This is a genomic window from Cupriavidus sp. SK-4 (genome assembly GCF_000611125.1).
Taxonomy (GTDB): Bacteria; Pseudomonadota; Gammaproteobacteria; order Burkholderiales; family Burkholderiaceae; genus Cupriavidus; species Cupriavidus necator.
In genome coordinates, this window is sequence record NZ_JFJW01000028.1 from 853 (window position 1) to 26466 (window position 25614).

Here is a 25614-nt window from a genome sequence, read left to right on the forward strand (position 1 = left end):
ATCTGGCATGTTGGGCGGGAAGAATAGCGCGCCCAGTACCGTGACGAAGAAGACGTAGATGACGAAGTCATAGAATTCGAGCGTGCCGCCGAGGGCGGCAAGACCCAAGGTCTTGTAGTCGCGAGCAGCCAGCGTGCGCGCCGGTGCGGGTAAGACGCCGCCCGGTACGCTCAGGAGATTCACATGCGGTTCTTGTTGTGGATTCACGTTCGGTCCTCGTCAGGTAGTGATCAATGGACTTCGGTCAGGGCTGGTCCTTTTGAGACCAAGACCCCATTGGTTGCGCGTGAGCGATGCCGATCAGGCATGTGCCACGCTGCATGGAAGCACCAGGGCATCAAGTGGTGCCAACGCCATCGGTCTTTCCATGTTGTTTGCGCTGAGCGAACAGCGGCAGCCCCCGCTGCAACTACTAATGGGGCGCCGTAGGGGCTGCCTGGGCAGCCATCAGGAGTGGACCAACCGGATCGGTCAGTCGGGAATCGAGCCGTCGAGCTGCGCCAGCTGCGCATACGCCGATAGCGGTCGCGTTGGCCTAAAGTACAGGTCCCGGAGAATCGGCCTCTTGAGCGGCCCGACGATGGATGCAAGGTCGGACAGCCTTACATGGCCTAGTTCGGGCATGCCGATACCCACGTCGCACAGACCATAGGCGGTGTCACCATCGGCCGGGTCGAGCGCGGCCAAGACCCATGTCGCATGCGCGTCAGGGGTAAACAGCCGCACCACGGGCCGCGGGTCGCCAGCGTGGCCGGCTGCGTATGCTTGGCCGTTTGCGAGCAGCTGTGCGCGTTGTTCGACGGTGATCAGGGATTTGATCATTTCGTTGCCTCCTGGAAGGTTCACTTCACAGAGGAGCGAGGCGATACTGGGCTCGGCAATTGCCGCCTTGCCGTAATCAGATGAAGCCCCGCACCCTCTTGGTCATCCCAAAGAATTTGAATACTACCAAATCGGTAGTATTTGCACCAGCACAACGCCGGACGATTCCTGTCTTCACCAACTAGAAGGCAGAAATGTCAGTACTCGCGAAACGACTTAAGGAGGCGCGGCATCGTGCCGGGTTATCGCAAGAAAAGCTGGGGATTGAATCCGGGCTGGACCCTATGTCTGCCAGCACGCGAATGAATCGGTACGAGCTCGGGAAAAGAACACCCGATTGGCTGCTTGTAGAAAAGTTAGCAGCCGTGCTGAAGGTGCCCACGTCCTATTTCTATGCGTCAGCAGACGACGAAGCCGAGTTGCTGCTTGTATTTCATAGGCTTCCAAAGAAGCATCGAGCCGCTGTGATTGCGTTTGCAATCGAGAATGCGCCTTAATTATCATATTTCGTGCTGCGCCGCGATACCGAGCCTGCTGTTCCAGCATGGCATGCGGGTGCTGGTCGCGGGCAAACACGGTGCAGCGACGAAGGGCGTGTGCCACCGAGGGCGAGCGCGCCTTGTTTTAGCCTTGAGGCCCGGAGCATCGGCATCCGGAGGTACCGCCGACGCTGAGCGTCACGCATGACAGCGGAAGGTAGTTGTCGTTCTCAATCACCGCCGCGGGCGACTGTAGCTATTAGCAGTCAGAGCGTGTGCGCGCCTTCTGGTGCGGTCTGCGTGGCCAAGTCTGGTACGCTATGCGCTGCGATACGATTGCGCCCGTCCACCTTGGCGCGATACAGCGCCGCATCGGCACGCGCGCTCAGCTGCGCCAGCGTCAGGCCCGGATGCCAGCCGGCGGTACCGCCGCTGACGGTATAGCGCACGGTGTGGCTGTTGCCGTCCGACGCGACCGTCGTGACAGCTTGGCGCTGCACGCTGGCGCGGATGCGCTCCGCCACCGCGCTGGCACCCGCCTCGCCGGTCGCGGGCAGCAGCACCATGAACTCTTCGCCGCCGAGGCGGCCCAGCAGGTCGCCGGGCCGCAGTTGCGCCGCCGCCAGTCTTGCGAACGCCTGCAGCACGACATCGCCGGCCGCGTGGCCGTAGGTGTCGTTGACCGACTTGAAATGGTCGATGTCGACGATCAGCAGCGCGGGGGCCGGATTGCCGCCGGCGGCGCGCGCCAGCTCGCGCTGGGCGCCTTCCTCGAACGCCTTGCGCGACAGCACGCCCGTCAGCGTATCGGTATTGGCGACCGCTTCAAGCCGGCGCACGATGGCGTCATGGATCATCAGCACCGCGCCCATGGTCATCGCCGGCATCACCAGTGCGCCCAGGGTCAGGAAAACTGTGTTGACCAGCATCGATTCCTGCAGGTAGGGATTGCCCAGCCACTGCAGCGCGGACAGTGTGCCGCGCACTGCATGGCCGGTGGCGAAGAACAGCGCGAAGCAGGCGGTCGTGATAAAGAACCGTGCCGATTGTCCGCGCGGGCGGCGGCGCAGCAAGGTTAGCCCGACCAGCGCGCACAGCACCGCATGGAAGACCGAGACAATGACGACGCGCGTGGTGAAGACGTCGACGGCATGGCGCCAGACAATCACGCCCGCAGTTGTCACCGCCGTTGCCGCCAGCAGCCGCCGCCACGGCGGCACGCCGCCGCAGAAGCGAACGCTGCCGGCGTAGAACAGCGCCAGCGACCACGCCAGCGCGGCGTTGGCAACGCCGACCGACAACAAATCCGGAATCATGCTGCGCAGCGAGAACAGCACCAACGCTCCGGTTGCGGTCAGGTTGGCATTGCACCATTCGCCCACGCCGGGCAGCTCGCAGCGGCGCAGCGACCACACGATGGCCAGCATCATGGCGCTGAGGGCAGTCGTGATGGTGAGCAGGGCGATCGGCACGGACATCGGACAGGGGCTGGCGGCGGCGTGGCTGGAATGCGCCGGACCGGCGCGACCCGTAATGATAAGGGGCGAGCGGGCCCTGCGGGCGCCGCCGGGGGGGGGCGCCGTCGCGCTGTCCGTGGCATGTGAGGCGGCCGCCTCCTGTGCCGGGGCTGCCGCGGCGCCTGGGCTAGTCGCTTCGTCGTGGCGCTTCGCGCGGCTAGTCGGCGCACAGCGCCGGGTCATTGCGCAACAACCACCGCGCGGCGATCAGCAGCGCTGCCAGGCAGCCGAGGATATAGCCGCCGAGGGAGACGACGTGGTTCATGATGTGACCCCATCTTGTTCCGGCTCTGGGGCCGGTCGAGCAGCAATTATGGGGTCGGGCCCGGCACCGGGCATCCCCTGATTGGGGGGCGGTGCGGGGCAGTGGGTGCGTTTGAGCGCTCAGGCGCTAGAGCTGTCCGGCGTGATGCCGGATGTGGTCGGCGATAAAGGTCGTAATGAAGTAGTAGCCGTGGTCGTAGCCGCTATGCCGGCGCAGCGTCAGCGGCTGGCCGACGGCCTGGCAGGCCGCCGCGAATGCTTCCGGATGCAGCTGGCTTTGCAGGAACTGGTCGTCCAGTCCCTGGTCGACCAGGATGCCGGCCGGGAAGGGCGCGCCCTGCTGGCGTGCCATCAGCTCGCTGGCGTCATATTCGGCCCACGCGGCGCGGTCGCTGCCCAGGTAGCCGGTAAAAGCCTTCTCCCCCCACGGGCAGCGTGACGGCGCGGCGATCGGCGCAAACGCCGACACCGAGCGGAAGCGCTGCGGATGGCGCTGTGCCAGCACCAGCGCGCCGTGCCCGCCCATGGAATGCCCGAAGATGCCGACACGGCCGGCATCGCCCGGCAACGCGGTGGTGACCAGCCCGAACAGCTCGTCGGCCACGTAGCTTTCCATGCGCCAGTACTCCTGCCACGGCGCCTCGGTGGCATCGACATAGAACCCGGCACCCACGCCGAAGTCCCAGGCATCGGCCTCGCCCGGCAGGCCCGCGCCGCGCGGGCTGGTATCGGGCGCCACCAGCATCAGGCCGTGCTCGGCGGCAAAGCGCTGCGCACCGGCCTTGATCATGAAGGTTTCTTCGGTGCAGGTCAGGCCGGCCAGGTAGAACAGCACCGGCACCTTGCCGCCTCCCTGCGCCTGCGGCGGCAGGTAGACCGAGAAACGCATCGGCAGCCCGATGGCCGCCGAGTCATGGCGATAGAAGCGCTGCACGCCTCCGTAGCAGCCGTGTTGCGAGATCAGTTCCATGTCGGCGCCGTCCTCAGTACAGCACCACGGAGCGGATCGACTCGCCGCGCTTCATCAGGTCGAAGCCCTCGTTGATGCGCTCCAGCGGCAGCGTATGCGTGATCAGGTCGTCGATATTGAGCTTGCCTTCCATGTACCAGTCGACGATCTTCGGCACGTCAGTGCGCCCGCGCGCGCCGCCGAAGGCCGAACCCTTCCATTCGCGCCCCGTCACCAGTTGGAACGGGCGCGTTGAGATCTCCGCGCCGGCCTCGGCCACGCCGATGATGATCGACTTGCCCCAGCCCTTGTGGCAGCACTCCAGCGCCTGGCGCATGACCTGCGTGTTGCCGATGCATTCGAACGAATAGTCGGCACCGCCGTCGGTCAGCTGGATGATGTGGTCGACCACGTTCTCCACGTCCTTCGGGTTGATGAAGTGGGTCATGCCGAACTTGCGCGCCATGGCTTCGCGGCCAGGGTTCAGGTCTACGCCGATGATCTTGTCGGCGCCTACCATCTTGGCCGCCTGGATCACGTTCAGGCCGATGCCGCCCAGGCCGAACACCACCACATTGGCGCCGGCTTCCACCTTGGCGGTGAACAGCACCGCGCCCACGCCGGTGGTGACGCCGCAGCCGATATAGCAGACCTTGTCGAACGGCGCATCCGGGCGGATCTTGGCCAGCGCGATCTCCGGCACCACGATGTGGTTGGCGAAGGTCGAGGTGCCCATGTAGTGGAAGATCGGCTTGCCGTCGATCGAGAAGCGCGAGGTGCCGTCCGGCATCAGGCCCTTGCCCTGGGTGGCGCGGATTGCCTGGCACAGGTTGGTCTTGCGCGACAGGCAGAACTTGCACTGGCGGCATTCCGGCGTGTACAGCGGGATCACGTGGTCGCCAGGCTTGAGCGAGGTGACGCCAGGGCCGACGTCGGTGACGATGCCTGCGCCCTCGTGGCCCAGGATCGCCGGGAAGATGCCTTCCGGGTCGGCTCCAGACAGTGTGTAGTAGTCGGTATGGCAGATACCGGTGGCCTTGACTTCCACCAGCACTTCCCCGGCGCGCGGGCCGTCCAGGTCCACGTCTTCAATGGTCAGCGGGGCACCGGCTTTCCAGGCGATGGCGGCTTTGGTTTTCATGGGGGAGTCCTCCGGGATCAGGAATGTGGGGGGGGCTTGCAGGCTGCGCGGCGACGGCCGGCGCGGCGCGGGGGCAAGCCAGGTCCGAGGACATGACTATACGATCTTCCTGCCGCAGCAGGCCAGTTTTGGCCGATCATCGTTCAGCGAAACTGCCCAGGCGGCGCCAGGCGGGACTCTTACGCCTTGAGCGCTCTCGCTTCCAGATTCCAGAGCTTGCGGTCGCTGGTGGAGACGGCCACAGCGCCATGTGCGAGCGCGCTGCGGATATCATCCCGATTGCAGACAAAGCCTGATGTCACGATCGGCGGCAGCGCCTTGCGGTCCGCTTCGGGCAGGTGCGACAGCATCGGCGCCGGCATCAGCTGCACCAGGTTCGGGTCGCTCTGTTCGAGCGCCTTGACGCTGCGCGGCCAGGTGGAACGGTCGGTCACAAAGACCTTCTGCATCGTCACCATGCCCGCGCGGTTGGCCCGCTGGATCGTTGCCACGCGCGTGGAAACCAGACTGGTCACCCCGATGTCGGCCAGATAATCCACCCCGCCCTTGTCCTGCGACAAGCCTTCGCAGCTGTCGATATTGACGATGACGTACTTGCCAGCGCTGGCCAGCGTGGCGATGACGGGCTGCAGCTTGCGCAACTCCACGTTGGCGACGATGCAGACTTCGGCCACGCTTTCAAAGATGGCGTCGATCTGGTCAACACCGTAGAGTGTGCCGATGACGGGGTGTCGCGTCAGGCGCGCACCGAGGGACCTGTCCATGCTGGTTACTTCGGTTCGTTGGTGAGCACGTCACTGAGACCCAGCTTGCCTGGGTTCAGGATATTCTGCGGGTCAAGTGCCTGCTTGACTGCCGCCAGCAGCGGGAATGCCGTGTCCAGCGACGAGGCCATGTATGGCGCGCGCAGCAGTCCGATTCCGTGGTGGTGGCTCAGTGCCGCATTGTATTGGATCAGCACCGCATTGGCAGCATCCCATGCCTGGTGATACCACTTCTGGCGGTCCTCCACCGCGACCTCGCCGCGCAGCGAGAAGTACAGGCAGGCGCCGTCCACATAGGCGTGCGACTGATGCGCGGAGCCGGCGAGGGTGCCCGGCACGGCATTGATGGCCTTGACAACGTCCGTGTAGATGGCAGCCAGGTCGCGCCACGGTCCCGACATTTCGAGCGTGTCGGCGACAAAGCCGGGGCTGCGCTTGAAGCCCTCGGCGCTCTTGCCCGTCAGGTAGCGCGTATCGAGCCAGCGTTCGAAAATCGCCGCGCTGTCCAGCTTGTCACCACGTTCCTGGCACACGCGCTCGCTGATCGTCATCACCGCATCGACCATCTCGCGCGAGCCCTCGTCGGCAACCAGCAGGACGTTGGTGTCGGGCAGCCCGAACTGCACTCCGCTCTCCAGTTTGTCATAGAGCCGCAGCGCGGCGGGGTTGGCCCCGCGTTGCATGATCTCGCGGCAGGCGTCCAGGCCAATGGCAAAGGTCTTGAAGCCATAGGCGATGGCACGCCCGTAGTCGGGCAGGCGGTGCAGCTTGAGGCGCACGCGCACGATCACGCCCAGCATGCCTTCGGACCCGATGAACAGTTGCTGCAGATCCGGGCCCAATGCCGCGCGCGAGTAGCCGCCTACGGTGACCAGGCTGCCGTCGGCCAGCACCACGTCCATGCCAAACACCATGTCCTCGATCTTGCCGTAGCGCGTGGACAACTGACCGGCGCCGCGGCAGGCTGCCCATCCGCCGACCGTGCTGATCGCGTACGATGATGGCCAGTGGCCCATCGTCATGCCGAATTCCTTCTGCATGGTCTCCTCGAAGATGTCGCCGAACATGCCGGCTTCCACGTCGACGATCTGGCTGTCCTTGTCGAATCCGACCAGCTTGTTAAGGCCGCACACGTCCAGCACGATTCCGCCGCGCACGGGCAGGGCGGCGCCCGTCACGTTGCTGCGGCCGGCCGATACGGTGACCGGAATGGCACTGGCGCTGGCAATGCGCATGACTGCCTGCACCTGTTCCACGGTGGAAGCGCGTACGATGACCCCGCGCGGCGTGGCGGGCTTGCCTGCGGTCTCTGTGATCATCGATCCGGCCCACCAGTCGCGGGTCCACGCCACGACATCGGCGGTATCGGTCAAGACCTCGTCGGCCACTTTGCGCAGGGCCGCGAGATCGGCCGCGCAGACGGAAATGGTGTCACGTTGCAGGCCCGGCGCATCCGGGGTGTCTTGGATGTTTGCCGCATAGCCCGGCGGCGTGTGGGCGCCGACGACGTAGTTGCCGCGGTTGTAGCCGCGCTTGATGGCTTCCTTGCTGATCATGCTGAGTCTCCCATGAGGACGGATTTTTCGAGGGCGACGGCGGCCAGGTATTCGCTGACCTGCCGCGCCACGGCCGCCTCGGACAATCCGAGTTCGGCCTGGAGGATCTGGCCCACCCGCGCTGCGGCCCGGGCGGAGGCATCGCGCGCCATCAGGCGGGCGCGGATGCGTCGTGACAAGACGTCGTCAACCGTGCCGGCCAGTTCATGGCGCACGGCGTAGACGATTTCGGCCTCGGTATAGGGCAGGCCTTCGACGATCGGCCTAGCCAGGGTGGCGTCCGCCTGCAGGATGTCGCTGACAAAGCGCGCCTCTGTGCCGTAGCGCTCGCCCAGGTGCGCGGACATGCCGCCGGATGCGACGATGGCCTGCGCGTCATAGCCAGCCGCCCCGAGCAGATAGGCCGCTTTGGTCAGGCACTTGCTGCGCTTGCCGATGACCTTCTGCGCTGCATCGATGGTTTGCTCGGCCATGTGCCGCGAGGTCGTGAGCTTGCCGCCGACGATGGTCACCAGACCGTCGTCCGCGGTATGAATCTCGTGATTGCGCTTGATTTCCAGGGTCTTGCCGCCGGGCGGCGCCACCAGCGGGCGACACCCCGCGATGCTGCCCACCACGTCTTCCGGCGTCAGGTCGGTCTTTAGTGCCGAGCGCGCGCCCTCCAGCAGGAAGTCGAGTTCCTGCCGGGTGCACATGACATTGTCGAGGTCGCCCACATAGTCTTCGTCGGTGGTGCCAAGGTAGGACACATTGCCCCACCGCGTGATGGTTGCCCGGCGGCTGCGCCCGGGCACCGGGATCGTCACCGTGCAGTCATTGCGGATCTTCAGCCACGGGATGGCAACGTGGACGCCCTTGGCGGGGCGAATGTGCAGGGTCCTGGCCTCGCCCTTCCTGCGTCCGGTCCAGTCGCGCAGCCAGACGCCGGTAGCCATGATGACCACGCCTGCGCGCACGCGGATCTCGCGCTCGCCGGCGTGGACAATGGCGCCATCCACCTTGCCGTGGCCGTCGCGGGTGATCTCGGCGACGGTCGCGTGATTGACCACGGCCGCGCCATGGAACGCTGCCGTGCGCGCGATGTTCAGTGTCAGGCGGGCATCGTCGACGCGCGCATCGAAGTACAGGTAGCCGCCGGTCAGATGTTCCTCATTGAAGGTCGGGCAGTGGGACAGCACCTCGGCCTTGGTCAGCTTCTGGTGCAGGATTCCCTCGCGCCAGCCACCGGCGAGGTCGTAGGTCCAGAGCAGGCTCTCGAAGGCCTTGGCCAGGCGCTTGTCGAACACGCCGTTGCGCTCCATCACCGGGAACAGGAACGGCAGCCGTTGCACCAGGTGGCGCGCGTTGCGGCGCAGGCGCTGGCGCTCCAGCAGTGAATGGCGCACCAGGCCGAGATTGCCCTGCTCGATATAGCGCAGGCCGCCGTGCACCATCTTGGATGACTTGGACGAAGTCCCCGCGGCGAAGTCGCACTTTTCAACCAGCGCCACGCGATAGCCGCGCAAGCTGGCATCCAGCGCGGCGTAGGTGCCCGTCACACCACCACCGACCACCAGGATGTCGAATGCATCTGTCTCCAGGCGGTCAAGCAGGTCCCGGCGCACCAGCCGCAACGGCTCGGTGCTGGTCATGGCGGCGCGCTCGCGGTTAGCGCTGCGGGATGGAAAAATCACCATGTCTGTTGTTGCTCCTGATTAATGGACCGCAAGCGCGTCCGCATGGTTGAGCTCGGATGCCACCCGCGCATTCCAGCGCGCGCGCCGCTGGGCACGTTCATCGGCGCTGATCGCCGGTTCGAATACCGCGTCCGGGGTGGTGGTGGCACGGGCCTGCTGCATGGAATCCCAAAGCAGGCCGGATGAGCCGGCAAGGTAAGCGATGCCGCGCAGGCTGGCGCGGTCGGTCTCCTTCATGCGGTGGATGGGAATTCCGCTGAGATCCGCCTGCATTTGCAGCAGCGCATCGCTGCCGGACAAGCCGCCGCCAACCACGAGCTCCGACACCGGCACGCCCGCGATCTCCCGGTTTGCCTCGATGCATGAAGTTACCGAATGCGCAATGCCTTCGAGGATGGCAAAGGCCATCTCGGCCTGCGTCGTTGCCATCGAGATACCGGTCAATGCTGCGCGCGCTTCAGGCTGCATGCGTGGGACCCGCAGCCCTGTCAGCGCGGGAATAAAGGTCACGCCCCGTGACGACGCAACAGTGCTGGCCAGCGCACTGATTTGCCTGGCGTTCTGAAACCAGCCGAGCTTGTCGCAGACCCAGTTGAGCGCGGAGCCGGTGGTGGCGACAAAGGTTTCGACGGAGAAGTGCGACACGCCCAGCTGCCGGCGCGCGGTCATGGTCAGGGTGCTGTCCGACTTGCCACTGCGTGCGGGAAGGTTCGGGCCGACTACCAGATCGACGAAGCTGCCGGTGCCATGCAGGCACATCGCCTGGCCGGCATCGAGACATCCCAGGCCGATTGCGCCGGCGAGCTGGTCCCCGGCACAAGCCAGGATCGGTACGTCGATACCCAGCACGTCCGGCCGCGTGCGGCCGAAGTCGTCCGCATCCTGGCGCAGCTCAGGCAGCAGTTCACGCGGAAAGCCAAGCGCGTCGATCCAGTCGAGCTGGTAGCGATGCCCGGTCAGCACGTAGGCGTTGCAGGAGGTGGCGTTGGTCGGCGTGGTGATGCATGCGCGTGCCGTCGACAGGTGCCAGAGCAGCCAGCTGTCGATGGTGCCGAAGGCGAGCCGGCGCGCACTGAAGGCGTCAGCCACAGCCGGCGTGTCGCGCAGGTGCCGCGCTGCCCACAGGTATGGCGAGCGTACACCGGTGGGGCGGCCGACCGTTTTGCGCAGATTTGCGTCCCATGCCGGCGCGAGCTGGTCAAGATCGGCCGCGTACCGCGTGTCCTGCCACACCATGGCGGGTACCAGCGCACGTCCGGTCTGCGTGTCCCACAGTACCGCGGTGGCGCGCTGGGTGGCGATGGCGAGGGCGGTGACAGTCAGGTTTTCGCGAGCAGCCTGCGCCAGGGTGGCGCGGCAAACCGCCAGGGTTTTGTCGAGCAAGACGTTGGCGTCCTGTTCGACCACGCCAGGGCAGGGGGATCGGACCTCAAGCGTGGTGTACTCGAGGCACATGACATGACCGTCGGCGGCCACCACCGCTGCCCGCGTGCCTGAGGTGCCCTCATCGATCGCAAGGATGACATTTCTGCGCTGGGTCATGGGCGGGCCTTTTCAATCGCGGGATTCATGAAGCCCGGAGCGTCCGGCACATCGCCCTTGAACTGCGGGGCGTCGGCTTCATTGTCGGGGTTGATGGTGGTGCGGGTCGGGTCCCAGCGGATCGCAAAGCAGATGATGCTTGCCAGCAGCGGGACCACGGAGAGAATCAGGAAGGTGGTCTCCAGCCCATACTGTGCGCGGAACAGCGGGAAGACCAGCAGGCCCAGTGCAGCGCCTATGGCACCGAGCGCGCCGATGATGCCGTTGGCGCCCGCGCGCAGTTCGCTGCGGAAAGACAGTGACGACAGGCTCTTGCCGTTTGCGCCGGGCCCGCCCGAGTGGAACAGGATGAACAGCGACGGAACGACCACTGCCATCCACATCGGCATCTTGCCGTTAAACAGGCCCAGGATCAGCAGCATGGCGAATACCGCCGCAAAGCCGAATGCCGAGGCGCGGCGCAGGCCCAGCTTCCGGCCTATAAAGGGCGAGAGGAAGCCGCCAAAGATGCCGCAGACGTTGAAGACCAGCGCGCCGATCGTCGCGTAGACAAAGTCCTTGCCGAACAGGGCCGCACTGATCAGCGGCAGGTACCAGCCGATCGCGAAGTACTGGATCGACTGCCCGATCTGCACGGTGGCCGCCAGGATGGTGCGCGGCAGGTAGACGCCGCGGAAGATCAACAGCACATTGGCCAGGCCGCGGCGCGCCTGGTTGAGGACGGGGATGCGTTCCGCGGGCGGGGCGGCAACGAACTCACGTCCGTAGATGCGCGTCATGGCATGCGCGGCGGCATCGAGCCATTCCTTGCGTGCCAGCCAGATCGGGCTTTCCACCAGGAACAAGCCTTGCAGCAGCAGGATGATCACGCCAAAGACCGCGGTGGCTGCCACTGAGTAGCGCCAGATCGTATCGCCAACGTCCCAGGAGTAGAACAGCAGTGCCAGCAGCAAGTTGGAGCAGACGGCCGTGTACCACATGCCTTGCCACGTGTTCAGCCGACTCTTGAGCTTCACCGGCGTGAACTCCGCCAGCACCGCCATGGCGATGGCAAAGTCGATGCCGTAGGCCGCACCGACAAAGAAGCGCCCGGCCAGGATCACCTCGAAGCCGGGGGCAAACACCACCAGCAATGCGCCGACCACAGCCAGGACCTTGGCGAGAATCAGCGGGCGGACGCGGCCCCAGCGGTCGGCCATCCAGCCGCCGATAGGGTTGAAGGCAATGGCCACCCAGGAGGCAAACGAGGTCAACAGGGCGACCTTTGCGGGCGCGAGTTGAAGGTTGCGCGTCATCGGCCCGAGGCCGGCGCTCAGCGCAGAATTGGAAAACGCATCAAGGAATAGCCCGCCGAGTGCGAGCCACCAGATGACACCGGCCCTGCCGCGAATGCCTGGGCAGGAATCTATGTAGGCAATGACATCATCGATGCCACGAATTTTGATGGCAGAGCGTTGCACGGCGGTCTCCTCTTATTTGTTCTGTAAGAGGCCGCAGCGACTGCAAGGCGCGAAGAGACCATCTTACAGATGGTCTCTTATCTAGATCTGCGTGGCCAATGTATGGCTTCGCAGACACAGCGTCAACCGGGAAAACCCTTGTCCTGAGCACTAGCGTGCAGCGGTATTCCCCACGGCACGGCGCAGACTGGCATCCGGCGGGCCCAGCTGCCCCTCATGCCGCCGCCCCAGCCACCACCCCAGTCCCGCCCACGCCAGCGCCAGCACCGCGCCAGCCAGCGCCACCGTGGCGGGATGGCCCGACAGCGCATCGATCCCCGTCTTGACCCACGCACTGACTGCATCGCCCGCACGGTAGACGGCGGTGTCGATCACGTTCTTGGCCTTGTACTTGGTCTCGGGATTGACCACGGTGAACAGCATCTCGCGCCCGGGGCGCAGCAGCGCGTATTCGCCGACACGGCGCAGGATCATCACGCCGGCCAGCACGCCGAAGGTCGGCAACAGCGCCAGTACGAGAAAGCCGCAGGCCACCGCCAGCGGCACCGCGGTCAGCAGTACTGAGACGCCATAGCGGCGCGCCATGCGGCCGGTGAAGAAGAGCTGGACCAGGATGGTCAGCGCCTGCACGGCAGCATCCAGCGCGCTGAAGACCTGGGTCTGGCGGGTGCGTTCCGGGAAGGCCTCGGCCACCAGCCGCGCCTGCTCGAAATACAGGAAGGTACTGGCCGTGGCCAGCAGGATCACGAACAGGCCGATGCCGAGCAGGTAGCGCGAGCGCAGCAGCAGCGACAGCCCGGCCAGCAGCCCGCCGCCAATGGGGGTGGCCGGATCCTGCGCCGCGCCGGCCGGGGCTTCGCCCGGCTGCACCACGCCCGCGCCGGCGCGGCGGCGCCAGCCGAACAGCCAGCCCACGCCGGGCAGCGTGGCGGCCAGCAGCGCGGCCGACAGCAGCATCAGTCCGGTCAGGCCGATCCGCGGCACCAACCAGCCGCCCAGCACGGGCCCGACCAGCCCGCCCGCGCTGGCGCCGGCGGCCAGCAGTGCGAACAGACGGCGCGCCTGCTCGGGGCGGAACACATCGGCCATCAGGCTCCATGCCACCGACACCACGAACAGGTTGAACACCGACAGCCAGACGTAGAACACGCGCGCCAGCCAGACGTTGTCAGGCAGGGCGCGAGTGGCCAGGGCAAAGCCCAGCAGGTTGGCGATAAAGAAGGCGTACACCCAGGGCACGAAGCGGCGCCGCGGCAGCCAGGCGCAGATCGCGCCGTACAGCGGAATCGCGGCCAGCATCACGACAAAGGTGGCGGTGAACAGCCACTGCAGGTTCTTCACGCCGCCGGCAATGCCCATGGTCTCGCGCACTGGCCGCAGCATGAAATAGCTGGCGAACAGGCAGAAGAAAAACAGGAAGCCGGCCACCACGGCGCCGGTCTCGCCGGGGTGGATGCCGAAACCGCGCCGCAGCCGGGCCAGGCCACCGGCAGGCGGGTCGCGCGCGGGATCGTCCACGATCGATACGGCTCAGCGCAGCAGCGCGGCGATGCGCTCGCGCTGGCCGGGATCGGGCATGCGGCCCAGTCCGGCCCCAAGGTTGTCGGCCATGTTGCGCGGCTTGGAGGTGGCCGGGATCGCCGCGGTCACGGCGGGATGGCTGACGATGAACTTCAGGAACAACTGGCCCCACGAGCCGCAGTCGATATCGCCGGCCCACGGTGGCAGCGGGCGGTCCTTGACGACGCGAAAGAGGCGCCCGTCCTGGAATGGCCGGTTGACCAGCACCGCCACCCCACGCGCTTCGCACAGCGGCAGCAGCGTACGCTCGGCATTGCGCTCGGCCACGGAGTAGTTGATCTGGACAAAGTCCACGCGCTCGCTGCGCACGATCTTCTCCAGCGCCTCGTGCGCGTCCTCGCGGTAATGGGTGATGCCCAGGTAGCGAATGCGGCCCTGTTCCTTCAACTCGCGCAGCCAGCGCAGGTTGGCCTGCCAGTCGATCAGGTTGTGTATCTGCAGCAGGTCGATCTTGTCCACGTGCAGGTCGGCCAGCGAGTGCGCCCATTGCGCCTGCGCGGGCGCGCCGGACTTGGCCGAGATCTTGGTGGCCAGGAACACCCGGCTGCGGGCATTGGCCGCGCGCAGCAGGTCGCCGGTCACGGCTTCGGCGCTGCCGTAGCTGGGCGCGGTATCGACGACTGAGCCTTCGCTCTGCAGAAGCAGGCCCATCACCTCCGCCAGCGGCTTGCGTTCATCGGCGCCGGTGCCGACGTTGAAGGTGTCGGCGGTGCCCATGCCGATCACGGGCAGGGCTTCGGTGGTGCCCGGGATGTTGCGGCGCATTGGCACGGCTACGGTGGCAGCGCCGGCGGGCAGGGCGGCGCAGGCGGCGAGGCCGGCGGCCAGGGCCAGGAAGGAGCGGCGATCTAGTGGCATTGGGACGGTTCGCGGCAGGTCACACACTGGTTGACCTTAGTAGCTGTCCGGGGGCTTGTAAACCGTTGCTTCAATGCACTTTTTCGCCACGTCACCCGTTCTGATCCCGCCAAAGCCTGGCCTGGAGTGCGGTCTTGCCGCCACCGGCAAGGCCGCCGCCCCAGGGCGTCAGATCACCGTGGCCAGGCCCAGCGTCAGCAGCAGCGCCACCACCGAGATGATGGTCTCGCACACCGACCAGGTCTGGAAGGTCTGGGTCACGGTCATGTTGAAGTACTCCTTGACCAGCCAGAAGCCGCCGTCGTTCACGTGCGACAGGATCAGCGAGCCGGCGCCGGTGGTCAGCACCAGCAGTTCCGGGCGGGTGCCCGGCACGCTGGCGGCGATCGGCGCGACGATGCCCGCGGCGGTGGTCATGGCCACCGTGGCCGAGCCCGTGGCGATGCGGATCATCACCGCCACTAGCCAACCCAGCACCAGCACCGACACGTTGGCGCCGGTGGCGACGTCGACGATGGCGTTGGAGATACCGGAGTCGCGCAGGATGCGGCCAAAGCCGCCGCCGGCGCCGACCACCAGCGTGATGATGGCGGTGGGCGCCACGCACTCGTTGGTGAACTTGAGGATGGTCTCGCGGTTGAAGCCGCGCGCCTTGCCGAAGGTGTAGAAGCTCATCAGCGCGGCAATCAGCAGCGCCATCACCGAGTTGCCGATCAGTTTCAGGAAGTCGTTGGCAAAGGTCTTGGGCGTGGTGAACAGGTCGGCCCAGCTGCCGATCAGCATCAGGATCACGGGCAGCAGGATGGTGAACACCGTGATGCCGAAGCCCGGCAACTCGTGCGATGCCTTGACGCGCTCATCCTCTTCGGTGAACTGGTCCGCCAGCGGGTTGACCTCGGGCAGCTTGACGTAGCGGTCCATCAGCTTGGCGAACAGCGGGCCGGCGAGGGCTGCCGTGGGAATGCCCACGATCAGCGCGTACATGATGGTCTTGCCGATGTCAGCGCCATAGGCGGTCACCGCCAGCAGCGCGGCCGGGTGCGGCGGGATCAGGCCGTGCACCACGGACAGGCCGGCCACCATCGGGATGCCGACCAGCACCATCGACGTGCCGGTGCGCTTGGCCACGTTGAAGGCGATCGGCACCAGCAGCACGAAGCCCACTTCAAAGAACACCGGCAGGCCAACGATAAAGGCGATGGTGGCCATCGCCCAATGCACGTTCTTCGCGCCGAAGAAATCGATCAGTGTGTTCGCGATACGCTCTGCGCCGCCGGATTCGGCCATCATCTTGCCGAGCATGGTGCCAAGGCCCACCACCAGCGCGATATGGCCCAGCGTGCCGCCGACACCGGCTTCAAAGGACTTGACGATGTCGCCCATCGGCATGCCCACGGCAAAGCCGAGCAGCACCGATACGACCACCAGGGTAATGAAGGGGTTGAGCTTGAAGCGCGCGATCAGCACCACCAGTGCGATCACTGCGATCAGCGCATACACCAAGAGCGTGGTTCCGGTGACGGGACCCATGTTGTCTCCTTGTGTGGAAAAAAGGCCGCTTGTGGCGGCAGGGGTTAGTTTTTAGTTTTTCCCCTCTTCCGCGGTTGGGGGAGGGGAGTACACAATCCGCAGGCAGCAGGCTCAGGCCGCCGGCTTCTTGTAGGCGATGCAGTCCACTTCGACCTTGCAGTCCACCACCATGCTCGACTGCACGCAGGCGCGCGCGGGCGGGTTGGCGCCGAAGTACTCCTTGAAGATCTTGTTGAACGAGGCGAAGTCGCGCGTGTCGTCCAGCCAGACGCCGCAACGCACGACGTGCTCGGGGCCGTAGCCGGCCTCGGTCAGGATGGCCAGCACGTTCTTGATTGCCTGGTGGGTCTGGGGCACGATGCCGCCGTCGATGACCTCGCCGTTGACCATCGGCACCTGGCCGGAGACGTAGAGCCAGCCGTCGGCCGCGACCGCGCGGGCAAAGGGCATGTGCTGGCCGCCGGTACCGGTGCCGCCTTCGACGCCGAATCGTTTGATGTCCATGGGTACTCCTGGGATGTGTTGGATATGGGAAGGAAGGAGGGCAGCGCGCCGGTCAGGCGGCGCCGGACTCAGGCCGCGAGCCTCGCGGCAGGAACCGGCCGGCGCGCACGCCGGTGGTCTGGCGCTGCTGCCATGACAGCTCGCCGTTGACCCAGACCGCGGCAATGCCCTCGGCCGGTTGCATGGGATCGGTAAAGCTGGCCGCATCGCGGATGGTGGTGGCGTCGAACAGCACCAGGTCGGCCCAGTAGCCTTCGCGCACGAAGCCGCGCTCCTGCAGCCCGAAGCGCTCGGCGGACATGCCGGTCATCTTGTTGACGGCCACCGTCAGCGGGAACAGCTCGCGGTCGCGGGCGTAATGGCCCAGCACGCGCGGGAAGGCGCCCCACAGGCGAGGATGCGGCAGCGGGTCGTTGGGCAGACCGTCCGAGCCGACCACCGTGGCCGGATGGCTCAGGATGCGGTCGACGTCGGCGTCTTCCATGCAGTGGTAGACCGCGCCCGCGGGCATCAGCCGGCGCGCGGCTTCGTGCAGGTCGACCTGCCATTCGGCGGCGATATCGGCCAGCAGGCGGCCGCCCATTTCGGGCGCGCCTTCGGACCAGGTCACCATGATGTCGAAGTCGCTGGTGACCTGCTTCAGGTCCAGCGTGGAGGAACTGGCGGTGTAGGGGTAGCAGTCGCAGCCCACCGGCTGCCAGCGCTGCGCGCCGTCGAGCGCGTCCAGCACCTCGGTGCTGCGGCCCCAGTTGGCCACGCCCGCGCATTTCAGGTGCGAGATCACCACCGGCACGCGCGCATGGCGGCCGATGCGGAAGGCCTCGTCCATGGCGTCGAGGATCTCGGCAAACTCGCTGCGCAGGTGGGTGGCGTAGAGCGCGCCGGCCTTGGCCAGCGGTTCGGCCAGCGCCAGCACCTCATCGGTCGGCGCGCTGAAGGCATTGGCGTAGGCCAGGCCTGTGGACAGGCCCAGCGCGCCGTGCTGCAGCGCTTCTTCCAGCTGTGCTCGCATTGCTGCGATTTCTTCCGGCGTGGCGGCGCGGTCAAAGCGGTCCATATGGTTGCTGCGCAGCGCGGTATGGCCGACCAGCGCGGCAACGTTGACCGCAGGCTGCGCGGCTTCCACCGCATCGACGTAGCTTTTGAAATCCGGGTAGCGGAAGGCGTCGGCATGGCCGAGCAGGTTCATCGGGTCGGGCGGCTCGCCCGCCAGCGTCACCGGCGCGGCGCTGATGCCGCAGTTGCCGACCACCACCGTGGTCACGCCCTGCGACAGCTTGGGCGTCATCTCGGGCTGGCGCACCACGTTGGTATCGTCGTGCGTATGCACGTCGATAAAGCCCGGTGCAAGGACCAGGCCGTCGCCTTCGACTACATGCGAGGCGGCGTCGGGATCGATCGCGCCGGCTTCATCGATGCGGGCGATGCGGCCGTCGCGCAGGGCCACGTCGGCCAGGCGCGCGGCGGCGCCGGAGCCGTCGATCAGGGTAACGCAGCGAATCAGGGTATCGAACAGGTGTGGCATGGTCAGTCTCCCAGCGGCTGGCGGCTGTCGGGGCCCCTGGCGGGGCCGCTTTCACCGCGGTGGGTGTCCAGCACGTACTTGAGCCGGCGCAGTCGCTCTTTGCTCTGGTCCGGCTGCAACAGCGCGCATTGCGTGGCCAGCACGTCCAGCACCATCAGCATGGCGTAGCGCGAAGCCGACGGCTTGAAAATGAAATCCGTCTCCAGCGTGCGCACCGGCAGCAGCACGTCGGCACGCGCGGCCAGCGGCGAGCCCAGCGCGGTCACGGCCACCAGGCGGGCACCGTACTCGCGCGCGATATCGCAGCTGGCCAGCATCTCCGGCACGCGGCCGCTGGCCGAGAAGGCCAGCACCACGTCGTCGCGGCCCAGCGTGGCCGCCACCATCTTCTGCAGCAGGGCGTCCTGGTAGCTCGCCACCGGCTGGCCCAGGCGCGCCAGGCGATGGCGCGCCTCGTCGGCCATGAACGACGAGGCGCCGCCCATGCCAAAAGCGTAGACCATGCGTGCGCCAAGCAACAGGCGCGCGGCCTGTTCGATGCGCTGCGCATCCATCATGCCGCGGTTGACTTCCAGCGCGGTGAGGATGTCGGCGTGGATGCTGTCGGCCAGCGTGGCCGGGGTGGCTTCACCGGCGGGAACGCTGCCGGGCTGCAGGAAGCGCGCACCCACCGCGGTGGCCTGGGCCAGGCGCAGCTTCAGGTCGCGCACGTCGCGGCAGCCGATGGCCTTGGCAAAGCGCGTCACGCTGGCCTCGCTGACGCCGGCCTTGCGCGCCAGTTCATTGATGCTGGCGGCGGCCGCGCCGGCCAGGTCTTCCAGCACCACCTGCGCCACCTTTTGCTCGGCCAGGCGCAGCGCGGGGCCGCGCTCGGCGATGCGGGTCAGGATGTCGAAGGGCGCGGTCATGAGTGGCAGGTCTGGTCGAAAGACGGGGCGGATAGAAATGTGACGAAAGCTGCAGTGCTTGCGGGCAGGGGCTATAACAGTGATTGGCGCACGTGGCGGATGCCAGTCGCGTTGTCCCGGCTAGCCCGTCCGGGCATCTGCGTGTTACTTTATAACAAGGATGAAATATCTTATTTTCAGGGCTATCATTACGTCAATCAGATTTTTTCAAGGTGATGACAAGCATGCGTGAAATAAAGTATCAGGCCGGCGTGATCGATCCGCTCAACAAGGCGCTGGGCCGGATGGAAGCCCCGATCGCCCCGGATGCAGCCGGCCAGACCGGCTGGAACCTGTTGCAGGAAGAGTTGAGCCTGCCGGCCGCGGTGCTCTATGAAGACCGGCTTGCGCACAACCTGGAATGGATGCGCCGCTTCATGAACGAATACGGCGTGCAGCTTGCGCCGCACGGCAAGACCACCATGGCGCCCAAGCTGTTTGCGCGCCAGCTCGGCGCCGGCGCGTGGGGCATCACGCTGGCCACCGCGCACCAGACCGCTGCCGCGCATGCGCACGGCGTCAAGCGCGTGCTGATGGCCAACCAGCTGGTGGGCCGCCGCAATATGGAAATCATCGCTGACCTGCTGCGCGATCCGGATTTCGAATTCTTCGCGCTGGTGGACTCGGCCGAGCTGGTCGACCAGCTCGGCAAGTTCTTCCAGGAGCGCGGCCAGAAGCTGCAGGTGCTGCTGGAACTGGGCGTGGAAGGTGGGCGCACCGGCGTGCGCGACGATGCGCAGCAGCAGGCCGTGCTGGACGCGCTGGCGCGCTGGCCGCAGGCGCTGTCGCTGGCCGGCGTTGAGATCTATGAAGGCGTGCTCAAGGAAGAAGCCGATATCCGCAAGTTCCTGCAGCGCACCGTGGCGGTGACGCGGCAACTGGCACATGAAGGCCGCTTCGGCCGCAGCCCGGTGGTGATGTCGGGCGCGGGCTCGGCCTGGTACGACGTGGTGGCCGAGGAATTCGCGCGCACCGAGATCGGCGCGCCGATCGACATCGTGCTGCGTCCGGGCTGCTACCTGACGCACGATGTGGGCATCTACCGCGCCGCGCAGCAGCGCATCCTGGCCAGCAACCCGGTCGCGCAGAAGATGCGCGAGGGCCTGCTGCCGGCGCTGCAGCTGTGGGCCTATGTGCAGTCGATCCCCGAGCCGGACCGCGTCATCATCGGCATGGGCAAGCGCGATGCGGCCTTCGACGCCGGCATGCCGATCCCGGCGCGCCTGTACCGGCCCGGCACCGAGGCGCCGGTGGACGTCCCCGCGCACTGGGAAGTCACCGGCATGATGGACCAGCACGCCTACCTGCAGGTCAAGCCGGGCGACGACGTGCAGGTAGGCGACATGATCGCCTTCGATATCTCGCACCCGTGCCTGACTTTCGACAAGTGGCGCCATATCCCGGTGCTGGACCGCGACATGCGCGTGATCGACATCGTGCAAACCTTCTTCTGAGGCAGGCAGCCCCATGAGCATCGACATCCTGGCCTACGGCGAACCGCTGGTGGAGTTCAACCAGCAGCCCGACGATCCGTCGCGCTACCTGCAAGGCTTTGGCGGCGACACTTCCAACTTCTGCATTGCCGCTGCGCGCCAGGGCGCCAGCACCGGCTATATCTGCGCGGTCGGCGCCGACACCTTCGGCGAGCGCCTGCGCGCGCTATGGACGCAGGAGCGGGTCGATACCCGCCACGTGCGCATCGACCCGAGCGCGCCTACCGGGGTCTACTTTGTCTCGCACGACAACCACGGCCACCGCTTCGACTACCTGCGCGAAGGCTCTGCCGCCAGCCGCTACCAGCACGAGCATCTGCCGCTAGGCGCGATCGCCGCGGCGCGCTACCTGCACCTGTCGGGCATCAGCCTGGCCATCAGCACCAGCGCCTGCGATGCCGGGCTGGACGCGATGGAGCATGCGCGCAAGGCCGGCACCAAGGTCACGCTGGACACCAACCTGCGGCTGCGGCTGTGGTCGCTGGCGCGCGCGCGCGGCATCATGCGCGAGGCCCTCATGCTGACCGACGTGTGCCTGCCCAGCTGGGATGACATCACCGTGCTGACCGGGCTGGACGACCGCGACGCCATCGTCGACTACCTGCTGGGCTGCGGCATCGGCCTGGTCGCGCTGAAGCTGGGCGAAGAGGGCTCCTATGTGGCCACGCCCGAGTCGCGCGCGCTGGTGCCGCCTTATCCGGTCAAGCCGGTCGATGCCACCGGGGCCGGCGATTGCTTCGGCGGCAGCTTTGTCGCGCGCCTGGCCGCGGGTGCCGATCCGTTTGAGGCGGCGCGCTATGCCAACGTGGCCGCGGCGCTGTCTACCACCGGCTATGGCGCGGTGGCGCCGATCCCCGATGCCCAGACCGTGCTGGGCCGGCTGGCGCAGTCGGTGTCGGTGATCGCGTGACCCTGTAGGCCTGAACTCCTGCTTCCCTGAAACCCTGCTTCTGCACTTCCTATTTCGAGACAGCCATGCAAAACCAGACTTCCCCGCTGCTTCAACGCCTTGCCGATGTACCGGTGATCCCGGTGCTGGAGTTCCACTCGGTCGACGAGGCCCTGCACGTCAGCGAGGCACTGGTCACCGGCGGCTTGCCGCTGCTTGAGATCACGCTGCGTACGCCGGTGGCGCTGGAGGCGATCAGGGCGGTGGCGGCAGCCTTGCCGCAGGCCTGCGTCGGTGCCGGCACGGTGCTGAACGTTGAGCAGCTGCACGCCGTGCGCGATGCGGGCGCACAGTTTGCCGTCTCGCCCGGCCTGACCCCGGCGCTGGCCGAGGGCGCGCAGGGCGCGGGCATTTCGCTGCTGCCGGGCGTGGCCACCGCGAGTGAGGCGATGGCGGCGCTGGAAGCCGGCTTCACGTTCCTCAAGTTCTTCCCGGCGCAGGCCGCGGGCGGCGTGCCGATGCTGAAGTCGCTGGGCGGCCCGCTGCCGCAGCTGCGCTTCTGCCCGACCGGCGGCATCGACGCCGCGCTGGCGCCGACCTACCTGGCGCTGCCGAACGTGGTGTGCGTGGGCGGTTCGTGGGTGGTGCCCAAGGACGCCGTCGCCAGTGGCGACTGGGGCCGCATCCGCACACTGGCCGAGCAGGCCAAGGCATTGCGCAACAAGCGCTGAGCAGCGGCAGCGCAAAGAGAAACGGCACGCCATGCGGCGTGCCGTTTTCATATCGACGCGGTCCGGGCCGCATCAGACTTGGGGGGCTGGCGGCTTACTTGTGACGGTCCGCCGAGCTTTCGAGCTTCTGGCCACCGCGCTGAATGTCCTGGCCGAGCCCCGCCATCGTGTTGCAGCCAGCCAACAGGGTGGCAAACAAAACGCACCAGATCCAACCTTTCTTCACGCCGGGCTCCTTTTGAGGATTTTAAGAATCGAGAGATTCAGGGATTGAGGGATTTGCGCCGATTTTACCGCTGCTGTGAGCGGGTTTGCCATCTGGTATGTGCCAATTTGTAAATCGTGCAACGGCCCGCAACGCCAGCCGGTTCTCAGGCGTGGGGCGCCAGCAACTCCCGGGCGCGCTGCTGGATTGCCGCATGGGTCTGGAGCAGCCAGGTCGCGGGGAACGGCTGCGCCAGCAGGTAGCCCTGCACGCTGTGGCAGCCCCAGGCACGCACCGCCTCGAGCTGCTGGCGGGTCTCGATCCCTTTGGCACAGACCGACACGCCGGCGCTCCGGGCCAGCCGGCAGGCGGCGCGCAGGCTCTCGGCACGGTTGGCGGATTCGCCGGCCCGGGGTGCATGGCCCAGCCGGCGCGCGTCCAGCGTGACGCTGTCCGGGTGCAGCGCCGTCAGCAAGCGGCGGCAGCCCGGGCTGTCGTCGAAATCGCCCAGTGCCAGTTGCAGCCCGCGCCCGCGCAGCGCGTCAAAGCGGGCAATGATGTCGGGGTCGGCCGGCACGGCGCTGGCCGACACCTCGATGCACAGGCGGTCCGGCGCGATGCCGGCTGCGTCGATGGCATGGGCCAGTGCCTCCACCATCTGCGGGCGGTGCAGCTGTGCGCTGGAAGCCAGCAGGGTGAATTGCAGCGGGGCCACGTTTTCGGCGGCGCGTACCAGTGGCAGCACGCTTTCCAGCAGCCAGCTGCCAATCCGGCCGACCAGCCCCAGCGACTCCACCGCCGGCAGGAAATCCTGCGGCGCCACGCGTCCCAGCGCCGCATGGTGCCAGCGCAGCCGCACGGTGTAGCCGCTGACCACGGCGCTGGCGAAGTCGGCGCGCGGCTGCAGCTGCAGGCTCAGCTCGCCGCGCTCCAGTGCGTCGGGCAGGGCTGCCAGCAGGGGCGCGGTCGGCGGCGCGGTGGGCTTGTCGGCGCGCGCCAGGCCGTCGCCCCCCCGTCGATCGACCCGCAGCATCGCGTCCAGGGCCTGCTGCAGGCTGCGTTCAGCCGGGATATCCGGATGGTCGGTGGCCACGCCGATGCTGGACGAAATGAACAGCTCGAAGCCCTCCAGCGCGAACGGCCGGGACAGCTCGTCGGCCAGCCGGCTGGCCACCGGGCCGGGGTCGGGCACGCCGTCCGGCAGCGCGGTAATGACCACCAGGTCTGCCGGCGCCATCCAGTGCATGATGGCGCCAGGCGGCAGCAGGCAGGCGATGCGTGCCTGCACGATGGCCTTCAGCCTGGCGGCGCGCCGGGGGCCCAGGGTTTCGCAGGCGCTGGCAAAGCGGTCCAGGCGGATCGAGAGGATGGTCGCCGGCTGCCCGGTGCCGGAGCGGCGTGCCGCAAGCGCGGACACCAGGGCTGAAGGCTGTATCGTGCCCGCGCCCGCGGCCGCTGGCGCGGCGATGTCATCGGCATCAGGATGCATGGATGGTCTTGCGGACAGCCGGTTAATGGCTTTGCGATGTCCGCGTCTCCCCGGTAGCAAATTTGGTCGTTCGGCTGGCCGCTGGGGCGGCCGCCGGCGCTTGTCGTCAGGCCTTGGTGATCCATGCCTGCCACGGCCGCATGCGGGCCGCACAGGCCGATCATAAGCGAAGGGGAGGGGCAGACCATTGCAAATTGCGCCAAGGTGACTTGGTCGCAACCTGCAACTTGATATGGATCAATATGGCCGTCATCGGCTGTGATCCAGGATTGACGCCACTGCCGGAATCAGGCATCGGCGGGTGGGCTGGCCTGATCAGCCGGTGGTCTCTTCCTCAGGTCCTTCCTGCGGGGGCAGGCGCGACGCCAACACCTTGTCGATGCGCTTGCCGTCCATGTCGACGATCTCGAAGCGCCAGTCGCCCCATTGCACGCTGTCGGCGATCTGCGGCAGGCGGCCCAGCAGCAGGAGCAGCATGCCGGACAGGGTGTGGTAGCGCTCTTTTTCTTCCTCTGGCACCTGGCGCAGGCCGATGCGGTCCTTCAGTTCCGGGATCGGGATCAGGCCGTCGAGCAGCCACGAGCCGTCGTCGCGCTGCACCGCCCATTCCTCGCCGGCGGCGTCGGCCTTGAATTCGCCGGTGATGGCCTCGATCAGGTCCTGCAGCGTGACCAGGCCCAGCACTTCGCCGTATTCGTCGATGACAAAGGCCATCTGGCCGCCGGAGCCGCGGAAATTTTCCAGCAGTTCCATGCCGGTCACGCTCTCGGGCACGAACACCGCCGGCTGCGCCGCGGCCTTCAGGTCGGCTTCTTCGCCGCGCAGCCGGCGCGCCAGCAGCTGGCGCGCGCCGACCACGCCGNCACGCCGATGATGTCGTGCATGCCGCCGCGCACGACCGGAAAGCGCGAGTGGTCGGATTCTTCGATGCGGAGCAGGTTTTCATCCAGCGTCTCTTCCACGTCCAGGTACACGACATCGCCGCGCGGCACCATTAGCGATGCCAGCTGGCGGTCGTCCAGCCGGAACACGTTGCGCACCATGGTGTGCTCGTGCTGCTCGATCACGCCGGCTTCGGAGCCCTCGACCAGCAGCGCGTGGATTTCTTCCTCGGTCACGCCCGGGCCGCGGTCGACCTTGGTGCCGAGCAGCCGCAGCACCAGCCGCGTGGAGCTGGACAGCAGCTTGACGAATGGGGTGGAGGCCACGGCCAGCCAGCCGATCGGGCGCGCCACCAGCCGTGCGATGGCTTCCGGGGCCATCTGGCCCAGGCGCTTGGGCACCAGTTCACCCAGCACGATGGAAAAATAGGTCAGGCCGGCAACCACGATGGCGGTCGCCACATAGCCGGAGGTGTTCGGCGACAAGCCGAAGCCTTGCAGCCAGAGGCCCAGCGGCTGCGCCAGCGTGGATTCGCCGACCACGCCGTTGAGCACGCCGATCGACGTGATGCCGATCTGCACCGTGGACAGGAAGCGCGTGGGGTCCTCGCCCAGCTGGACCGCGGCAATCGCGCCGCGGTCACCGTTCTCGATCTGGCGCTGCAGACGTGCCTTGCGGGCCGTGACCAGTGCGATCTCGGACATCGCGAACAGGCCGTTGAGCAGAATCAGCGCCAGCAGTATGGCAATTTCCATCAGGGTGCGCGCCCTATGCGTGTGAGTTGAAAGCACCAAGCATACCATCCGCGCA

The 25614-nt window shown here is 66.8% G+C and carries 21 protein-coding genes and 2 pseudogenes; 4 read left to right on the forward strand and 19 right to left on the reverse strand.

Translation table 11 applies throughout. The features are described from left to right. Both CF68_RS06195 and CF68_RS06200 read right to left on the reverse strand, forming a co-directional pair. Positions 1 to 207 (reverse strand): annotated as a pseudogene (locus tag CF68_RS06195) (MFS transporter); the annotation flags it as partial. Positions 208 to 471: 264 nt separating this feature from the next. Continuing rightward, a complete protein-coding gene (locus CF68_RS06200) occupies positions 472 to 822 on the reverse strand; it encodes a DUF2958 domain-containing protein (RefSeq protein ID WP_035816801.1) in 351 nt (116 codons plus the stop codon). A gap of 194 nt (positions 823 to 1016) precedes the next feature. Between CF68_RS06200 and CF68_RS36020 the strand changes: the two genes are divergently transcribed. Continuing rightward, positions 1017 to 1319 carry a helix-turn-helix domain-containing protein gene (locus tag CF68_RS36020; protein WP_084187098.1) on the forward strand — a complete coding sequence of 101 codons (303 nt, stop codon included), beginning with the start codon at positions 1017 to 1019 and terminating at the stop codon, positions 1317 to 1319. Positions 1320 to 1567: 248 nt separating this feature from the next. Here CF68_RS36020 and CF68_RS06205 read toward each other — a convergent pair whose 3' ends face one another. The 14 genes from CF68_RS06205 to CF68_RS06270 all read right to left on the reverse strand — a co-directional run bounded on the left by CF68_RS06205 (position 1568) and on the right by CF68_RS06270 (position 19076). Then, the gene (locus tag CF68_RS06205; protein ID WP_035816802.1) at positions 1568 to 2779 is read right to left on the reverse strand and encodes a GGDEF domain-containing protein; all 1212 of its coding nucleotides are present in this window, start codon (positions 2777 to 2779) and stop codon (positions 1568 to 1570) included. A 430-nt stretch (positions 2780 to 3209) separates the two neighbouring features. Further along, positions 3210 to 4052, reverse strand: coding sequence for an S-formylglutathione hydrolase (gene fghA / locus CF68_RS06210; RefSeq protein ID WP_013952835.1), 843 nt, complete (start codon positions 4050 to 4052; stop codon positions 3210 to 3212). Between the two features lie 13 nt (positions 4053 to 4065). Next, entirely contained in the window at positions 4066 to 5172 is a 1107-nt protein-coding gene (locus CF68_RS06215) for an S-(hydroxymethyl)glutathione dehydrogenase/class III alcohol dehydrogenase (RefSeq protein WP_013952836.1), read from the reverse strand. A gap of 179 nt (positions 5173 to 5351) precedes the next feature. After that, positions 5352 to 5936 (reverse strand): glycerol-3-phosphate responsive antiterminator, encoded by a 585-nt coding sequence (locus CF68_RS06220; protein ID WP_013952837.1) that lies wholly within the window; start codon positions 5934 to 5936, stop codon positions 5352 to 5354. Positions 5937 to 5941: 5 nt separating this feature from the next. After that, a complete protein-coding gene (locus tag CF68_RS06225; protein WP_035816803.1) occupies positions 5942 to 7492 on the reverse strand; it encodes an FAD-binding oxidoreductase in 1551 nt (516 codons plus the stop codon). Continuing rightward, positions 7489 to 9168: a glycerol-3-phosphate dehydrogenase/oxidase gene (locus CF68_RS06230; protein ID WP_035816804.1), complete on the reverse strand. Its 1680-nt coding sequence runs from the start codon at positions 9166 to 9168 to the stop codon at positions 7489 to 7491. The genes CF68_RS06225 and CF68_RS06230 overlap by 4 nt, the downstream gene beginning before the upstream one ends. Positions 9169 to 9186: 18 nt before the next feature. Beyond that, complete coding sequence (locus CF68_RS06235) at positions 9187 to 10710, reverse strand: FGGY family carbohydrate kinase (RefSeq protein WP_035816806.1); 1524 nt, start codon at positions 10708 to 10710, stop codon at positions 9187 to 9189. Further along, on the reverse strand, positions 10707 to 12170 hold the full coding sequence (locus CF68_RS06240; RefSeq protein WP_013952841.1) for an MFS transporter: 1464 nt from the start codon (positions 12168 to 12170) through the stop codon (positions 10707 to 10709). The genes CF68_RS06235 and CF68_RS06240 overlap by 4 nt, the downstream gene beginning before the upstream one ends. Before the next feature lie 150 nt (positions 12171 to 12320). Beyond that, positions 12321 to 13688, reverse strand: coding sequence for an NTP/NDP exchange transporter (locus CF68_RS06245; RefSeq protein WP_051591426.1), 1368 nt, complete (start codon positions 13686 to 13688; stop codon positions 12321 to 12323). Between the two features lie 12 nt (positions 13689 to 13700). Further along, entirely contained in the window at positions 13701 to 14609 is a 909-nt protein-coding gene (locus CF68_RS06250) for an aldo/keto reductase (protein ID WP_013952843.1), read from the reverse strand. A 168-nt stretch (positions 14610 to 14777) separates the two neighbouring features. Beyond that, complete coding sequence (locus CF68_RS06255) at positions 14778 to 16139, reverse strand: GntP family permease (protein WP_035816808.1); 1362 nt, start codon at positions 16137 to 16139, stop codon at positions 14778 to 14780. Between the two features lie 111 nt (positions 16140 to 16250). After that, positions 16251 to 16643, reverse strand: coding sequence for a RidA family protein (locus tag CF68_RS06260; RefSeq protein ID WP_035816810.1), 393 nt, complete (start codon positions 16641 to 16643; stop codon positions 16251 to 16253). A gap of 52 nt (positions 16644 to 16695) precedes the next feature. Then, positions 16696 to 18168 carry an amidohydrolase family protein gene (locus tag CF68_RS06265; RefSeq protein WP_035816812.1) on the reverse strand — a complete coding sequence of 491 codons (1473 nt, stop codon included), beginning with the start codon at positions 18166 to 18168 and terminating at the stop codon, positions 16696 to 16698. Positions 18169 to 18170: 2 nt separating this feature from the next. After that, positions 18171 to 19076, reverse strand: coding sequence for a MurR/RpiR family transcriptional regulator (locus CF68_RS06270; RefSeq protein ID WP_035816814.1), 906 nt, complete (start codon positions 19074 to 19076; stop codon positions 18171 to 18173). Positions 19077 to 19300: 224 nt separating this feature from the next. Here CF68_RS06270 and CF68_RS06275 point away from each other — a divergent pair, with 224 nt between their 5' ends. From CF68_RS06275 to CF68_RS06285, 3 genes are all read left to right on the forward strand, one after another. Next, positions 19301 to 20569, forward strand: a complete 1269-nt coding sequence (locus tag CF68_RS06275; protein WP_035816840.1) for an amino acid deaminase — start codon at positions 19301 to 19303, stop codon at positions 20567 to 20569. Between the two features lie 13 nt (positions 20570 to 20582). After that, a complete protein-coding gene (locus CF68_RS06280; protein ID WP_035816815.1) occupies positions 20583 to 21518 on the forward strand; it encodes a sugar kinase in 936 nt (311 codons plus the stop codon). Between the two features lie 65 nt (positions 21519 to 21583). Further along, positions 21584 to 22228, forward strand: coding sequence for a bifunctional 4-hydroxy-2-oxoglutarate aldolase/2-dehydro-3-deoxy-phosphogluconate aldolase (locus tag CF68_RS06285; RefSeq protein WP_035816816.1), 645 nt, complete (start codon positions 21584 to 21586; stop codon positions 22226 to 22228). A 94-nt stretch (positions 22229 to 22322) separates the two neighbouring features. On the opposite strand, the gene CF68_RS06290 is transcribed toward CF68_RS06285, so the two are convergent. The 3 genes and pseudogenes from CF68_RS06290 to CF68_RS06300 form a co-directional block, all read right to left on the reverse strand. Further along, complete coding sequence (locus CF68_RS06290; RefSeq protein WP_010814145.1) at positions 22323 to 22454, reverse strand: entericidin A/B family lipoprotein; 132 nt, start codon at positions 22452 to 22454, stop codon at positions 22323 to 22325. A gap of 145 nt (positions 22455 to 22599) precedes the next feature. After that, positions 22600 to 23922 carry an EAL domain-containing protein gene (locus CF68_RS06295; RefSeq protein WP_035816817.1) on the reverse strand — a complete coding sequence of 441 codons (1323 nt, stop codon included), beginning with the start codon at positions 23920 to 23922 and terminating at the stop codon, positions 22600 to 22602. A gap of 315 nt (positions 23923 to 24237) precedes the next feature. Next, positions 24238 to 25559, reverse strand: a pseudogene (locus CF68_RS06300) (hemolysin family protein). Positions 25560 to 25614 lie beyond the last annotated feature (55 nt).

Excerpts from the sequence above, each read along its gene's own strand:
- CF68_RS06225 (WP_035816803.1), bottom strand. The coding sequence starts at position 7,492 with ATGATCAGCAAGGAAGCCATCAAGCGCGGCTACAACCGCGGCAACTAC.
- fghA (WP_013952835.1), bottom strand. The coding sequence starts at position 4,052 with ATGGAACTGATCTCGCAACACGGCTGCTACGGAGGCGTGCAGCGCTTC.
- CF68_RS06275 (WP_035816840.1), top strand. The coding sequence starts at position 19,301 with ATGCGTGAAATAAAGTATCAGGCCGGCGTGATCGATCCGCTCAACAAG.
- CF68_RS06255 (WP_035816808.1), bottom strand. The coding sequence starts at position 16,139 with ATGGGTCCCGTCACCGGAACCACGCTCTTGGTGTATGCGCTGATCGCA.
- CF68_RS06260 (WP_035816810.1), bottom strand. The coding sequence starts at position 16,643 with ATGGACATCAAACGATTCGGCGTCGAAGGCGGCACCGGTACCGGCGGC.
- CF68_RS06215 (WP_013952836.1), bottom strand. The coding sequence starts at position 5,172 with ATGAAAACCAAAGCCGCCATCGCCTGGAAAGCCGGTGCCCCGCTGACC.
- CF68_RS06235 (WP_035816806.1), bottom strand. The coding sequence starts at position 10,710 with ATGACCCAGCGCAGAAATGTCATCCTTGCGATCGATGAGGGCACCTCA.
- CF68_RS06270 (WP_035816814.1), bottom strand. The coding sequence starts at position 19,076 with ATGACCGCGCCCTTCGACATCCTGACCCGCATCGCCGAGCGCGGCCCC.
- CF68_RS06280 (WP_035816815.1), top strand. The coding sequence starts at position 20,583 with ATGAGCATCGACATCCTGGCCTACGGCGAACCGCTGGTGGAGTTCAAC.
- CF68_RS06200 (WP_035816801.1), bottom strand. The coding sequence starts at position 822 with ATGATCAAATCCCTGATCACCGTCGAACAACGCGCACAGCTGCTCGCA.
- CF68_RS06285 (WP_035816816.1), top strand. The coding sequence starts at position 21,584 with ATGCAAAACCAGACTTCCCCGCTGCTTCAACGCCTTGCCGATGTACCG.
- CF68_RS06250 (WP_013952843.1), bottom strand. The coding sequence starts at position 14,609 with ATGCCACTAGATCGCCGCTCCTTCCTGGCCCTGGCCGCCGGCCTCGCC.
- CF68_RS06265 (WP_035816812.1), bottom strand. The coding sequence starts at position 18,168 with ATGCCACACCTGTTCGATACCCTGATTCGCTGCGTTACCCTGATCGAC.
- CF68_RS06230 (WP_035816804.1), bottom strand. The coding sequence starts at position 9,168 with ATGGTGATTTTTCCATCCCGCAGCGCTAACCGCGAGCGCGCCGCCATG.
- CF68_RS06205 (WP_035816802.1), bottom strand. The coding sequence starts at position 2,779 with ATGTCCGTGCCGATCGCCCTGCTCACCATCACGACTGCCCTCAGCGCC.
- CF68_RS36020 (WP_084187098.1), top strand. The coding sequence starts at position 1,017 with ATGTCAGTACTCGCGAAACGACTTAAGGAGGCGCGGCATCGTGCCGGG.
- CF68_RS06295 (WP_035816817.1), bottom strand. The coding sequence starts at position 23,922 with ATGCATCCTGATGCCGATGACATCGCCGCGCCAGCGGCCGCGGGCGCG.
- CF68_RS06220 (WP_013952837.1), bottom strand. The coding sequence starts at position 5,936 with ATGGACAGGTCCCTCGGTGCGCGCCTGACGCGACACCCCGTCATCGGC.